Genomic DNA, 13,780 nt, shown 5'->3' with positions numbered 1-13,780 from the left:
CCAGCGGTGACAATTCCAGCTCAGCCCCGGTCGAGCGTGGTGCAGCGCCTGGCAGCTTCAAGCCGACCCATCACGCACCGCCGGTCGGATCGATGAAACCGAAGATCGAGGTGAACAACCTCAACTTCTTCTACAACAAGTTTCATGCGCTGAAGAACATTAACCTGCGGATTCCTGAGCATAAGGTGACGGCGTTCATCGGTCCGTCGGGATGCGGCAAGTCCACGCTGCTGCGCACGTTCAACAAGATGTACGCGCTTTATCCGGAGCAGCGCGCGGAAGGCGAAATCCTGATGGACGGCAACAACCTGCTCGACACCAGCCGCGATATCTCGCTGTTGCGTGCGCGCGTGGGCATGGTGTTCCAGAAGCCGACGCCGTTTCCCATGTCGATCTACGACAACATCGCGTTCGGCGTAAAGATGTTCGAGCAACTGTCGCGCTCGGAGATGGACGACCGCGTTGAATGGGCGCTGACGAAAGCGGCGCTCTGGAACGAAGTGAAGGACAAACTGCAACAAAGCGGTTATGGCCTGTCGGGCGGACAACAGCAGCGCCTGTGCATTGCGCGCGGCATTGCCATTCGCCCGGAAGTGCTGTTGCTCGACGAACCGTGTTCCGCGCTCGACCCTATTTCGACGGGCCGCATTGAAGAATTGATCGCCGAACTCAAGGATGATTACACGGTGGTGATTGTCACGCACAACATGCAGCAGGCGGCGCGTTGTTCGGACTACACTGCTTATATGTATCTGGGCGAATTGATTGAATTCGGCGATACGGAAAAGATCTTCATCAAGCCGTCCCGCAAGGAAACGGAAGACTACATTACCGGCCGGTTTGGTTGAATCGCGGTGCGGCTGAAGTTGTTGCCAACTCGCCGCCACGTCATAGTCATACGGGCTAAAAAAGGACTTCAGGAGCACATATGTCCGATAAACATTTGTCGAGCCAGTTCGACGCCGATCTGAATGCGGTGTCATCGAAGGTGCTGGAAATGGGTGGTCTGGTCGAGTCCCAGATCATCAACGCGATGCAGGCGCTCAATACGTTCGATATGGAAATTGTCGAAGCGGTAGTGCTCGCCGAACAGCGCTTGAACACCATGGAAGTCGAGATCGACGAGGAATGCAGCAATATCATCGCGCGTCGTCAGCCGGCTGCGCGTGACCTGCGTTTGTTGATGGCGATTTCGAAGACGATTACGAATCTCGAGCGTGCTGGGGATGAAGCCGAGAAGATCGCCAAGCGCGTGAGGCGCATTAACGAAGATGGCATGGGGCGTAACGTCAATATCGCGGAAATCAAGTTGTCCGGCGAGATGGCGGTGTCTATCCTGCGCCGTGCGCTAGATGCATTCGCGCGCCTCGATACGGTCGCAGCCGCTCAAATTGTTCGCGACGATAAAGCCATTGATGAAGAATTCCGCGCGTTTGTGCGCAAGCTGGTCACGTACATGATGGAAGACCCGCGCATGATTTCCGCCGGCCTCGATTATCTGTTCATCGCTAAAGCGGTCGAACGGATTGGCGATCATGCGAAGAACATTGCGGAGTTCATTATTTACATTGTGAAGGGAACGGATGTCCGCCATGTGTCGCGCGATCAACTCGAACGCGAAGCACTGAGCTGATTCAGTTCTGATCCCAATGTTGGTTGTTTAACTTACGCGAAGAAGGTTACAGAGGTGCCGATGCCCAGCAGCATTCTCGTTATAGAAGACGAACCCGCGATTTCCGAATTGATTTCGGTCAATCTGCAACACGCGGGCCATTGCCCCATTCGTGCTTATAACGCGGAACAGGCGCAAAACCTGATCAGCGACGTCTTGCCCGACCTGGTACTTCTCGACTGGATGCTGCCGGGTAAATCCGGCATCGCCTTTGCGCGGGAATTACGGGGCAACGAACGCACGAAACATATTCCGATCATCATGCTCACCGCCCGCGGCGATGAGCAGGACAAGGTGCTCGGACTTGAAATCGGCGCGGACGATTATGTGACCAAGCCGTTTTCACCGAAAGAATTGATGGCGCGGATCAAGGCGGTATTGCGCCGGCGCGCGCCGCAATTGACGGAGGACGTGGTCGCGATCAATGGCTTGCGTCTCGATCCGGCGACTCATCGGGTGGCGGCGCATGCGAACGGTCACGGCAGCGACGATATCAAGCTCGATCTCGGACCGACCGAGTTCCGCTTGCTGCATTTCTTCATGACGCATCCTGAGCGCGTGCATAGCCGCACGCAATTGCTGGATCAGGTGTGGGGCGATCACGTATTCGTGGAAGAGCGGACGGTGGACGTGCATATCAAGCGTCTGCGCGCGGCATTAAAGCCCGCTGGCTGCGATGCTATGATTGAAACGGTTCGTGGCAGTGGTTACAGACTGGCCAAGAGCGCTTGATGGGGTAAATGAGAAGAGTGAATGAAGCCCGCGACCAATCGGGGTCGCGTGGCAATAATCTCGATCCGCTAATTCATGAATATCATCTGGACACGTTCCCTCGTGTCCCTCGCGTTGCTCGCGGTATTGAGCGCGATTGTCGGCGTGCTGTTCGGCGTGCGCGCCGCGCTCTGTTTCGCGCTCTTCATGCTGGTTCTGCAAACCCTCTTCACCACTTTTCATACGCAGCGCCTGTGGCGTTTGCTCGATGCGCCCGTATATGGCGAAGTGCCGAGCGCGCCGGGCGTGTGGGGCGAGATTTATTATCGGCTGCATAAGCTTGCGAAGCGCTGGCATGCACAAGTGCGCCAGGTCGAGCAGCAGCACTCACGGTTTATCCAGGGTATCCAGGCGTCGCCCAATGGCGTGGCCATGCTCGACGACAGCGACCAGATAGAGTGGTGCAACGCGATTGCTGAAACCCATTTCGGATTGGACGCCAAACGTGACCTGCGCCAGCACATCACGCATCTTGTGCGTCAGCCCGACTTCGTTCGTTATCTCTCCTCGCAGCATTATGAGTCGGTGCTGGTGATGCGCGGGATGGGGTTGAACCGGCAGCATGTGTTGTCGGTGCAAATCTTTCCTTATGGTGAAAACCGGAAGCTGATTCTGACCCAGGACATCACGGAACTGGAAAGAACGGATTCCATGCGCCGCGATTTTGTCGCGAACGTTTCGCACGAGTTGAAGACGCCGTTGACGGTTTTGTCCGGCTTTCTTGAAACCATGCGCGAGTTGCCGCTGAATGAATCCGACCGGGCGCGTTACCTGGAGATGATGGAGCAGCAGTCGTCCCGCATGCAGAACATTGTGCGCGATCTGCTCGTGCTCGCGAATCTGGAGGGCGATGTCAAACCGCCTGGCGATCATGTTCTCGATATGCGCGCAGTGCTGCGCCATCTGGAAGAAGACGCCGATAATCTGTCGAATGGTCGTCATCGCATTACCTTCGATGCTGACGAAGCGTTGACGGTGTCCGGTTCGGAAACGGAGATTGTCAGTGCGCTCGCGAATCTGGTCACGAATGCGATTCGCTATACGCCGGATGGCGGAACCATCGATGTAACCTGGCAGCGCGTTCGCGACCGGGCGGTGTTTTCAGTGCGCGATAGCGGGCTCGGTATTCCGGCCGAACATATTCCGCGCCTGACCGAGCGGTTTTATCGTGTGGATAGAAGCCGCTCGCGCGATACCGGCGGCACAGGCCTGGGGCTCGCAATCGTGAAGCATGTATTGCAACGCCATCTGGCCGACCTCGAAGTCAAGAGCGAGGAAGGGCGGGGAAGCACCTTCTCGGTCAAGTTCTCGGCTGCCCGCACGTCGATGAGAAAATCGATCGCGGCTTGAAGTGCCTGCGAGCAGCGCACTTTCAAGCCGTCAGTCAGAGCATCAAGGGCAGAACTTCGCCAGCAGCCCCAATTGCGCATTGCGCATCGACTTGCCGGGGCGCCGCCGTTTGTAATGGCCGTCGCTTTGCATGAGCCATGCCGCCTGGTTGTCGCCGAGAAACACGGACAATCCTTCGGCAATCACGCGCCGTTTCAGGCGCCGGTCGTTCACGGGAAAGGCCACTTCCACGCGACGGAAGAGGTTGCGGTCCATCCAGTCCGCGCTCGACAAATACACCTTCTCTTCCCCGCCCGCGTAAAAATAAAAGATGCGGTGATGTTCGAGAAAACGTCCGACGATGGAGCGCACCGTAATGTTCTCGGACAGGTCTTCCACTCCGGGTTTCAACGCGCAGACGCCACGCACGATCAGGTCGATCTTCACACCGGCCTGCGACGCCTCATACAACTCGATAATCACGGACGGTTCGAGCAGCGCATTCATCTTGGCGACAATTCGCGCTTTTTTTCCTGCCCGCGCGTTGTCGGCTTCTGCACGAATGGCCTGGATCAAATTCGGGCACAGCGTAAAAGGCGCTTGCCAGAGTTGATGCAGATGCAATTCGCCGCCGATTCCGGTGAGTTGCTGAAACACGTGATGCACGTCTTCGCAGACTTCCTGATCCGAAGTCATCACGGCGAAATCGGTATAAAGACGTGCGGTACGCGGGTGATAGTTACCCGTACCCAGATGCACATAACGCCTGAGCACCATCTTGCCGCCCAGTGGAACGCGCCGCACGATCAGCATCATTTTCGCGTGGCATTTGTGGCCGACGACGCCATACACCACGTGCGCGCCCACGGCCTCAAGCTGAGACGCCCAGTTCATATTCGTCTCTTCGTCGAAGCGCGCAAGCAGTTCCACCACCACGGTGACTTCCTTGCCGTTTCGCGCGGCTTGCATCAGCGCATCCATCAGCGGCGAGTCGGTGCCGGTCCGATAGATTGTCTGCTTGATCGCCACCACCTGCGGGTCCTTGGCCGCCTGCAGCAGCAGCTCGAGCACGGGCTGGAAGCTCTCGTACGGATGGTGCAGGAGGATGTCGCCCTGATCGATGGCATCGAACATATTCGATGCCGCCGCGATAGCCTTCGGCACCGCCGGAATATGCGGCACGAACTTCAGGTCCGGCCGGTCGACCATCTCGGGCAACTGCATCAGGCGCACGAGATTGACCGGCCCGTTCACGCGATAACAATCGCGGTCGTTCAGTTCGCTCTCGTCGAGCAGGCGCCGGATCATGTGCGGCGGTGTTTCCGCCGATACTTCCAGACGTACCGCATTACCCAGGTGCCGCGCGGGAAGTTCGCCCTGCAGCGCCACGCGCAAGTTGGTGATTTCGTCTTCATCGACGAACAATTCGCTGTTGCGCGTGATGCGGAACTGGTTGCAACTGCGCACGATCAGATGGGGAAACAGCGCGTTGACAAAATGCTGCATCAGCGAGCTCAGCAGCACGAACCCGTGCGGATAGCCCGACAGCGCCTCGGGCATGCGCACAAGCCGCGGCAGCGCGCGCGGCGCCTGCACGATGCCCATCATCGCCTGACGGCCGAACGCGTCCTTGCCCTCCAGCTCGACCACGAAGTTCAGGCTCTTGTTCAGCACACGCGGAAACGGATGCGCGGGGTCCAGGCCGATCGGCGTCAGCACCGGCAGCAACTCGTTCTGGAAATAATCGCGAGCCCAGTCGGTTTGCGCTTCGGACCACGATTCCGCGCCGTGAAAGTAGATTCCTTCGCTTTCCAGCGCGGGAAACACGGTCTTCTGAAGCATCACGTATTGCTGATGGACCAGCCGATGCGCGCGCTCGACCACGAGGTCGTACACATGCTGCAGCGACATGCCGTCGGGCGAGAGCGAGCCCGGGTTGTCGCGCATCTGTTCCTGCATGCCCGCCATGCGGACTTCAAAGAATTCGTCCAGGTTACTGCTGGTAATACAGATGAAGCGGAGTCGTTCGAGCAGTGGAACGGCGGTATCGGCGGCTTGCGACAATACGCGTTCGTTAAAACCCAGAATGCCCAGTTCGCGATTAAGAAGGGGATAGCGTAAGGACATCGATAGTATTGGCAGTCGAAAAAAGCGGAATGTGCAAGGATCGCTCGGAATGCACCACAATATGATGACGTTTTTGTGAAATCATGGTGTCACAAATCTAACGCACGTCTCCGGTAAGGTTGATTCTGGCGAGGTTTGCCCTGTTGGGTCTGATAATCGAAATCGATTCGTTGGCGCAATTTGCTGCGGTGGATTATTCACCAGACCAGCACAGTGGTCCGCTTGGACTTAAAATTGGCGCGCTGTTGCGGCCGCGGCGTGTTCAAATGCTGCCCGCACCGCTCGGGAGCTGTAACGCGCTCGCGGGCACAACCCTACGGAACCTGGAAAATCGATGGTCAACCCCCCTCATCTTTTGGCAGCCGTCGATCTCGGATCGAACAGCTTCAGGCTGATCGTCGGACGCGTCGAGGAGACGCCCTCCGGCAGCCCGATCTATCAGGTCGACGCGCTGCGCGAACCCGTGCGGCTTGCGGCGGGCCTGTCGCGCGACAAATTCCTCGACCGCGCCTCGCAACTGCGGGGCTGGGATGCGCTCAAGCGCTTCGGGGAACGGCTGCGGGACTTCCATCCCGATCACGTGCGCGCTGTCGCGACCAACACGCTGCGCGTCGCTAAAAACGCCGAAGAATTCCTGGCCGAAGCGCAGAACGCGCTCGGATTCCCGATTGAAGTGATTGCCGGCCGCGAAGAGGCGCGCCTGATTTATGCGGGCGCGGCGCACTCGGTGCCGGCGAGCGCGGGCAAGCGGCTGGTGGTGGATATCGGCGGCGGATCGACGGAATTTATTATCGGCTCGCACTATACCCCGATTCACATGGAAAGCCTGTATATAGGCTGCGTGAGTCATAGCCGCCAATTTTTCGCGGCCGGTAATGTCGATGAATATTCAATGCGGCAAGCCGAGCTCGCCGCCAAGCGCGAAATCGAGATTATCTCGAGCGAATACAAGCAGACGGGCTGGGATCAGGCAATTGGATCGTCGGGTACGGCGCGCGCGCTGGCCGAGTTGATCGAAGCGAATGGTTTCAACGATCCCGGCATCACCCACGGTATTTCACGCGGCGGCCTGGAGCGGCTGAAGAGGGCGCTGATCAAGGCCGAGAATGTGAACCGGCTGAAGTTGATCGCGTTGAAGGCTGACCGGATTCCGGTGCTCGCCGGCGGCTTGTCGATCATGCTCGGCGTGTTCGAGGAACTGGGGGTTGATTACGTCGATACCACCGACGGCGCGCTGCGGCTCGGCGTGCTCTATGACCTGCTGGGGCGTACGCAGCACCAGGACATGCGCACGGTGACGGTGGAAGGGTTCAAGCGGCGCTATGCGGTGGATGGCGAGCAGTCGGACCGCATTGCCGAGCTGGCGATCAGTTTCTACGAACAGCTCGAAGCCGTCGATATGGATCCGGAACGGCGGACGGAAAATCGCATGTTCCTGGGGTGGGCGGCGGCATTGCACGAGATCGGGCTTTCCATCTCGCATAGCGCTTATCACAAGCATTCTGCGTATATCGCGAGTCATGCGGATATGCCCGGGTTCTCGAGAACCGATCAAGCCCGGTTAGCCGGCCTGGTGCTTGGGCATGCGGGCAAGTTGGGCAAGCTTTCGCAGGCCCGCGATGTCGACTGGACCTTGCTGTTTTGTCTGCGGCTGGCGGCGCTGCTATGCCGGCGGCGGGCGAATGTCGGATTTCCGGCCATTCAGGTCTCGCTGGCCAACGGCGGGTTCGATGTACGCCTGCCCAACGATTGGGTCGCGCTCAATCCGCTCACCGACTATAGCCTCGTTCAGGAAGCGGCTGAGTGGGAAAAGATCGGCAAGCCGTATCGGGTGGTTTATACGGGTGTTTGATGGGCGAGCGTGGGGGCTGCTTGTGGCCTCCACGTGTCTCCTCGATTATCTTGCCGAGCGTAAATAATACGGACTTCGAATCTATTCTTGCGCGTGAATGGAATCCCCTGTGCGCAAGGTGAGTGTGTCGCGCCAGCGGGTTGATCTGATCGTTATTGCTGGCGTGTTTTGTCTATTGCTCGTTGGCGTTGTCAGTCAGCCATGAAGTGACGCGCGTAGCGATCCCCTATCTCCGATATACGCAGCAAGGTCAAAAAGTCCGCCGTGTTGAAGTCGGGGTCCCACGCCGGCGCGCCGCAGATTTTCGCACCCAGGCGCAAATAGCCCTTCAGCAAAGGCGGCGGCGCTACCGTGGCGCCCGTGCGCAGCTCCTGCACCGGCAACGGCGTATGCGCAAACGCCCTGTATTCCGGCGATGTCAGCGCCTCTTTTTCCAAGCCCTCGTACAGGTCGGCGGCGTAGTGGCCACCGTCCGCCATTGCGACGCTCGCGCAACCCAGCATGGTCTCGTAGCCGTTCTGCTTCATGTATGCGGCCAGGCCGCCCCACAAAGACATGATCACGCCACCGCTGCGGTAGTCCGCATGCACGCACGAGCGGCCGAGTTCCACCAGCTTCGGGCGCAGATGCGCGAGGCGGGACACATCGAATTCGCTCTCGGCATACAGGCGTCCCGCACGCGCCGCCTGGTGCGGCGGTAATACGCGGTACGTTCCCACCACCTTCAGCGTGTTCAGGTCGCGGACCAGCAAGTGGTCGCAAAAGGCATCGAATGCGTCTACGTCCAGGCCCGCCGGACCCTTGAGTTGCGCGCCCATCTCGTCGGCGAACACGCGGTAGCGCAGGCGCTGCGCTTCGCGCAGTTCAGCTTCGGAATGCGCCCACGACACCCGCAGCCGATGTTGTCCCGTCACGGTCTCGGCGGCACTCGGCAAGCGCCGGCGAAGTTCTGAAACGTTCGAGCCACCAGACCCGCTCAGTCCATTCGATGTGCTCGATAAAGCGAGCGTCGTCGATTTCTGCATTGGCAACCCCCAAGTGGATTTGGCTGACGTATTAATGACAGCCAATGTAAGTATTCCGAATGACGCTCGCATGGCGCGACCATGACGATTCAATGAAGCGTCACCGCGACGCCACGGTTTTGCCGCCTTGGGGGGTGTTTTGTCGCTGGTTGCAGACTTTTGCTACAGCAGATCGGGACTTGTTACCGCACGCAGCACGACTTGATCGTCGCCCGCACGGGAGCGTTGCTGGAACCACCAGATGCCGCCTTTCTTCAGGGTCCATTCGGCTTCGTGGCCGGTCATCAGCGAAGCCGCGACGCGCCCGAGCGTCGGCTGATGTCCGACTACGACAACAGTCTCCGCGACGCCGCGCGGCCACTCTGCGGCGTCCAGCACGGCTTGAGCGCCGGCGCCCGGCGCCAGTTCCTTCACCACGCGATACTGGTCGCCGAACGCTTCCATCGTCTGGATCGTGCGCGTGGCCGGACTGACGAGGAACAGCGCATCGTCGTCCAACCGGCTTTTCAGCCACTTCGCCGCCGCTTGCGCCTGTTTTATGCCGCGCGGCGTCAGTTGGCGCACGAGATCGCTTGCGGCCTGGTCTTCCGCTTCGGCGTGGCGCCAGAGAATGAGGTTCATCGAAGGTCTCCTTGGGGGTGCTTGGGTCGGTGCTCGAGGTTTTCAATTTGGACCGGTAGAGGCCGCGAAGGTGCTGTGGCTTCTGGCTCAACACGGCATCCAATAGTTTTCATTGCGTCGATATGGGTAAAACGCTATCATCTCGTTCTTGTCGGAGCGTAGCGCAGCCTGGTAGCGCATCTGATTTGGGATCAGAGGGTCGAAGGTTCGAATCCTTTCGCTCCGACCACGTATCAAATGAAGGGGTCACGAGTTTAACTCGTGACCCCTTTGCCGTTTGTGGACCTGATTCATTGATAAGCACCGGTCGCCCAACGTGTCCGTTTTCTCGCCAATCCCCGATATCGTTTAATCTTCTGCGTTCAACCGTCGTATTCAAACTTCCTGAACTTCATTTCCGGGCCGTCCATGCCGCGTTTCGCCGCCTTGCTTGTTTGCTCCCTGCTCCTGTCCGCCTGCGCCGACGCCACCGTGCCTCACCACACGCCGCCGCAAGATCCGCCCGATTACAAAGGCGTGCCCACCGACACCACGCCGCCAGTCATGATCATCGCGCCAGCCACGTCCGACCAGCCGCAATAAAGCCGGGCCGCCGCGCGCCCGAAGTCCGCCCTCATGCCGCAGCGTATAATCCGCCTATGAACACGCCCGCCAACGACACCCAGTCTCACGCCCACTCGTCCGCCGACGCGCTCCAGGCGGCGGTCACGATGGCCGACGATTATTGTCGCGAGCGTGGTCAGAAACTCACGCCCATTCGCCGCACCGTGCTCGAGTTGCTACTAGCTTCGGGCCGCGCGACCAAAGCCTATACGCTACTCGACGAAATGCGGGCGATGCATCCGAACGCATCGCCGCCCACTGTGTATCGGGCGCTGGATTTCCTGCTCTCGGCGGGGCTGATTCATCGGATCGAATCGATCAACGCATTCACCGTTTGCCACGATCTCACGCACTGTCAGCATGGCGTGCTGATCGTTTGCCAGCAATGTGGCCGCGTGACCGAGTTGCCGCAGCAAAAACAGTTGCGCCAGAGCCTGATGTCGCAGGTCGAGGCGAGCGGATATCGGCTGGCCGGCGACGACATCGAGTTAAAAGGCATTTGTCCGGCATGCCAGGCCGCCGAGGACCCCAGCGCGCACCAGCACGATCACGACCACGCGTCGCATTGATCTCCACGCGCATCGCATAAAGCGCAGCGCGCGTAAAGAGGCCGTTTCCGACGTTCGTCGGAAACGGCCTTTTGTATTCCATGCGAGGCTTCGGACGCCTCTCGGAGAGTCCCGCAGTCTCCTGAACATAACCCAGAGCAGGGCGCTGACGTCCAAACTGACTAGTCAAATGAAGCGAAACCCCGATGCGGGCACACCGGGGCTTCTGACCCGCAAGGACTGTTCGCGCAGAGAATCGCGGGCTGATCGTATTCTAGAGTGCATCAATCGGGCTGATTGTGATCACTTGTATCAACGCGTAACCCAATGTGCACGGGCGTTTCCAAGGATTAAGCCTGTCTGGTCAACGAAGGCTGCGGCACGTAATTACTACGATCGAAGTGCAGGTTTGACGGCGTATCAGGCGAACTTCTTGCCGCAAAGGTATTATCGGAATTCCTGTTATCGATTCCCGATCATGATCTCGTTGTGGATTTTCCTCGCCATTTGTCCGATCGCGCTGGGTTCGCTGCTCGTGTTCGCTTCGCATATCGACCCGTTGTCCGGTCGGTGGCGCGGCGCGCAATTGCTGGGTTCGCTGGGTCCGCGAGCAGACCAGATGCTGGGGGAACACGTTGAGCGCCTTGGCCGCTCGATCAAGAAACACGCGAGTGCTATTGCTTGCAGCGAATCACCATCGACCGGTTCTTGACGTTCGCGCCGAAAATACCGGCCACCGTCCCGCCCGACGTCGCCCCGTTGTCGACATCCTTCGACACCACGTCGTAGCCGTATGAGCCGCACATCTCGCCCGCCTTTTTGTAGCACTCCGCCCAGCTTGTACTCGCGTCGCCACCACTGCAATTGATCGCAAAGCCGGTATCACCGGACGGCAGATAAGTCCGCTTCGCCGAGTCGGCGCAGCCGGCGAGCGCCATCGCAGTCAGCGCAGCCGCCGTTACCGCAGCCGTCGCGGCCACCTTTCCAAGCGTCGTGGCGCAAACTAGTAATTTCATCGATTCTTCCCTGTGTTTGATTGGCACGCCCGCCTTCATTGAGCGCGCCTGTCTTCAATTGACCGGCGCGTCACCGTGCCGGCAGATAGCGCGATGGATCGATCGAACTACCCTTGTAGCGCAATTCAAAATGCAGCATCACGCGATTCGTGTCGGTGTCACCCATTTCCGCGATGGGCTGACCCTGCGTGATGCTTTGGCCTTCCTTGACCAGCAGCGCGCGGTTATGCGCGTAGGCGGTCAGATAGTCGGCGTTGTGCTTGATGATCAGCAAGTTGCCGTAACCGCGCAGGCCGTTCCCCGCATAGACCACCGTTCCGGCGGCTGCCGCCACGATCTGCGTCCCCGATGCGCCGGCAATGTCGATACCCTTTGAACTCTTGCCATCGAAACCGCGGATCACGCTGCCTTGCGTCGGCCAGATAAGCGCAATGGTGGTGGCCGGCGTGACCAAGGCGGACGACGACGGCGCCGAGTCCGATGAATCTGTGCCCCCTGCGCGGGCCGGCGGTGCTGATGACCCCGCTGCTGACCCCGCCGGTGTCACGCTTCCTGCCGGCGGCGCCACGCGCAGCACCTGCCCGACTTCGATCGCATTCGGGTCGGTGAGGTTGTTCCAGCGCGTGATGTTCTGGACCGATGTCCGGTTCGCCCGCGCGACCTTCGACAACGTGTCGCCCCGTTCAACTCGATAAAACCCTGGTCCGACCGGCGCAGAGCCGCACGCGGCGAGCACTGCGATCAATGACGCGCAGGTCAGCCGTCGAATTATTTTTACCAAACTCAAAACCTCGCAAAGCGCCGCACAAACCCGAAAACGCTGCGGCAAACAAACCAGGACGCGCATCGGCGAAATGTGCGATTTTACCGTCCCGGCGTCGCTGCCCTCAGAAGCGGCCTACCTGGCCCATGGTTGCCGCTCGTTATCCTGCGTGTTGTCCTTCAGTGTCCTTCACGGTTTCCTTCAGGCAACCGGTGAAACGCTCAGCCGCAGTGCTGCCGTCTCGGTCTTCCCCGGCGCGAGCCAGCGCAGCCCTTGGCCGTTGTGGATGGCATCGGGAAGTCCGACCCAGGGCTCGATGCAGTAGAAATCCGATGTAGGCTCCAGGGTCCAGGACGTCACGGCGTACCAGGGTACCGAGTCGGGCCGCTGCAGGTCGAAATTCACCGCGCGTTTCAACCCTGGCGTGACGAGGCGGACGGGGTTGTCGGAGGGACCGGTAAAGCAATGAAAACGGTCCAGGATGTTGACGTCGTCCAGCGCGTAGCGCGCTGCACCCGCTTGCGGGTCGGTGATTGAACCGTCATCGAGTTGCCGGCGGGTTTCAGTGCGCGGCAGTTCCAGGCTGCTGATGCCGCGCTGGTCGTGCGGCAGGGCGAAATAAAAATGATGGCCCGAGTAGTAGGGCAGCGGCACTTCGCCGGGGTTTGACGTGGTCAGCTCGACATCGAGCGTCACGGCATCGACCAGCCTGTACGCCGCCTCGAAACGAAACGCGAACGGATAACCCTGGCGCGTGAAATCATTGTCCACGAGCGTCATGCGCACGCCATGGCCATCCGCGTCCTTGCGATATTCGAACGGCAGGTTGCGCGCGAAACCGTGCATGGGGAGTTCGTGCACGACGCCTTCCTGATCGCGCCATTTGCCGATCTCGCCATCAACGAAATGGCGGCCGAGAAACGGAAACAGCAACGGATTGCCGCCGCGAATCTTGACGAAGTTGGACCAGTCCGGCGCGTCCGGCCAGAAAATAACGGGCTCGCCACCGACGCGCCACGTCATCAACCGTCCGCCCGCGCGCGGCGCGATGTCGAGAACGGCGTCATCGAACGTGATTTCCAGGATGTCTTCAGGCTGGGGGGACATGTCGGTGGTCTCCTTGAGTAAGGGTTCGAACTGCGGGTGCGGGTTCAAACAAGTGTTCGAACGGGCAATGAACAAACGGTTTGGCGCAGATGGCATGACGCAACGAGCGGCTCAATTCTACGGGGAAACCCTTTTGGGGAAATTGCGACTGACACAGCTGGTTTCATTGCCTCGATAATGCAAACATGTTGTAACGCGGATGAAACATCTTTCGACCATGACGATCTCGCACAGATCAACTGGTCCTGCCGAACGAAGAGGATGATATGGATCTGGCGATGATGTTTGGAGTGTTCATTTTCGGCACGTTTGGCGCCGGTACGCTGCTGTTTTTATACAAGCTGCG

At 59.3% G+C, this 13,780-nt stretch carries 14 protein-coding genes and 1 tRNA gene; 9 read left to right on the top strand and 6 right to left on the bottom strand.

Annotated features, from left to right (window positions below):
• Positions 1–92 precede the first annotated feature (92 nt).
• The 4 genes from pstB (at position 93) to phoR (ending at position 3,793) form a co-directional block, all read left to right on the top strand.
• A complete protein-coding gene (gene pstB / locus ACSOSP_RS07490; protein WP_031363387.1) occupies positions 93–848 on the top strand; it encodes a phosphate ABC transporter ATP-binding protein PstB in 756 nt (251 codons plus the stop codon).
• An 80-nt stretch (positions 849–928) separates the two neighbouring features.
• A complete protein-coding gene (gene phoU, locus ACSOSP_RS07485; RefSeq protein WP_031363386.1) occupies positions 929–1,633 on the top strand; it encodes a phosphate signaling complex protein PhoU in 705 nt (234 codons plus the stop codon).
• A 60-nt stretch (positions 1,634–1,693) separates the two neighbouring features.
• Positions 1,694–2,404, top strand: a complete 711-nt coding sequence (phoB, locus tag ACSOSP_RS07480; protein ID WP_455310375.1) for a phosphate regulon transcriptional regulator PhoB — start codon at positions 1,694–1,696, stop codon at positions 2,402–2,404.
• Positions 2,405–2,479: 75 nt separating this feature from the next.
• The gene (phoR, locus tag ACSOSP_RS07475) at positions 2,480–3,793 is read left to right on the top strand and encodes a phosphate regulon sensor histidine kinase PhoR (protein ID WP_455310373.1); all 1,314 of its coding nucleotides are present in this window, start codon (positions 2,480–2,482) and stop codon (positions 3,791–3,793) included.
• A gap of 42 nt (positions 3,794–3,835) precedes the next feature.
• Here the strand turns inward: phoR and ppk1 are convergent, their stop codons facing one another.
• Entirely contained in the window at positions 3,836–5,899 is a 2,064-nt protein-coding gene (ppk1, locus tag ACSOSP_RS07470; protein ID WP_455310371.1) for a polyphosphate kinase 1, read from the bottom strand.
• 334 nt (positions 5,900–6,233) lie between these two features.
• Between ppk1 and ppx the strand changes: the two genes are divergently transcribed.
• The gene (gene ppx / locus ACSOSP_RS07465) at positions 6,234–7,751 is read left to right on the top strand and encodes an exopolyphosphatase (protein ID WP_455310370.1); all 1,518 of its coding nucleotides are present in this window, start codon (positions 6,234–6,236) and stop codon (positions 7,749–7,751) included.
• Between the two features lie 191 nt (positions 7,752–7,942).
• Here the strand turns inward: ppx and ACSOSP_RS07460 are convergent, their stop codons facing one another.
• Together ACSOSP_RS07460 and sixA are read right to left on the bottom strand one after the other, a co-directional pair.
• Complete coding sequence (locus tag ACSOSP_RS07460; RefSeq protein ID WP_455310368.1) at positions 7,943–8,776, bottom strand: GNAT family N-acetyltransferase; 834 nt, start codon at positions 8,774–8,776, stop codon at positions 7,943–7,945.
• 162 nt (positions 8,777–8,938) lie between these two features.
• Positions 8,939–9,397 (bottom strand): phosphohistidine phosphatase SixA, encoded by a 459-nt coding sequence (sixA, locus tag ACSOSP_RS07455; RefSeq protein WP_455310367.1) that lies wholly within the window; start codon positions 9,395–9,397, stop codon positions 8,939–8,941.
• A gap of 152 nt (positions 9,398–9,549) precedes the next feature.
• Here sixA and ACSOSP_RS07450 point away from each other — a divergent pair.
• From ACSOSP_RS07450 to ACSOSP_RS07435, 4 genes are all read left to right on the top strand, one after another.
• Positions 9,550–9,626, top strand: a tRNA-Pro gene (locus ACSOSP_RS07450).
• A gap of 179 nt (positions 9,627–9,805) precedes the next feature.
• Entirely contained in the window at positions 9,806–9,979 is a 174-nt protein-coding gene (locus ACSOSP_RS07445; RefSeq protein WP_455310366.1) for a hypothetical protein, read from the top strand.
• A 56-nt stretch (positions 9,980–10,035) separates the two neighbouring features.
• A complete protein-coding gene (locus ACSOSP_RS07440) occupies positions 10,036–10,569 on the top strand; it encodes a Fur family transcriptional regulator (protein WP_035568419.1) in 534 nt (177 codons plus the stop codon).
• 457 nt (positions 10,570–11,026) lie between these two features.
• Positions 11,027–11,260 carry a hypothetical protein gene (locus ACSOSP_RS07435; protein WP_455310364.1) on the top strand — a complete coding sequence of 78 codons (234 nt, stop codon included), beginning with the start codon at positions 11,027–11,029 and terminating at the stop codon, positions 11,258–11,260.
• Here the strand turns inward: ACSOSP_RS07435 and ACSOSP_RS07430 are convergent.
• From ACSOSP_RS07430 to ACSOSP_RS07420, 3 genes are all read right to left on the bottom strand, one after another.
• Positions 11,223–11,564 carry a hypothetical protein gene (locus ACSOSP_RS07430; protein ID WP_455310363.1) on the bottom strand — a complete coding sequence of 114 codons (342 nt, stop codon included), beginning with the start codon at positions 11,562–11,564 and terminating at the stop codon, positions 11,223–11,225. The genes ACSOSP_RS07435 and ACSOSP_RS07430 overlap by 38 nt on opposite strands.
• A gap of 70 nt (positions 11,565–11,634) precedes the next feature.
• Positions 11,635–12,309, bottom strand: a complete 675-nt coding sequence (locus ACSOSP_RS07425) for a peptidoglycan DD-metalloendopeptidase family protein (RefSeq protein WP_455310362.1) — start codon at positions 12,307–12,309, stop codon at positions 11,635–11,637.
• Between the two features lie 219 nt (positions 12,310–12,528).
• The gene (locus ACSOSP_RS07420) at positions 12,529–13,434 is read right to left on the bottom strand and encodes an aldose epimerase family protein (protein ID WP_455310361.1); all 906 of its coding nucleotides are present in this window, start codon (positions 13,432–13,434) and stop codon (positions 12,529–12,531) included.
• Between the last annotated feature and the right edge of the window lie 346 nt (positions 13,435–13,780).

This window comes from Caballeronia sp. KNU42 (assembly GCF_053760385.1).
Note: the sequence above shows the minus strand (reverse complement) of the source record. Positions and strands in the feature narration are given on the sequence as shown.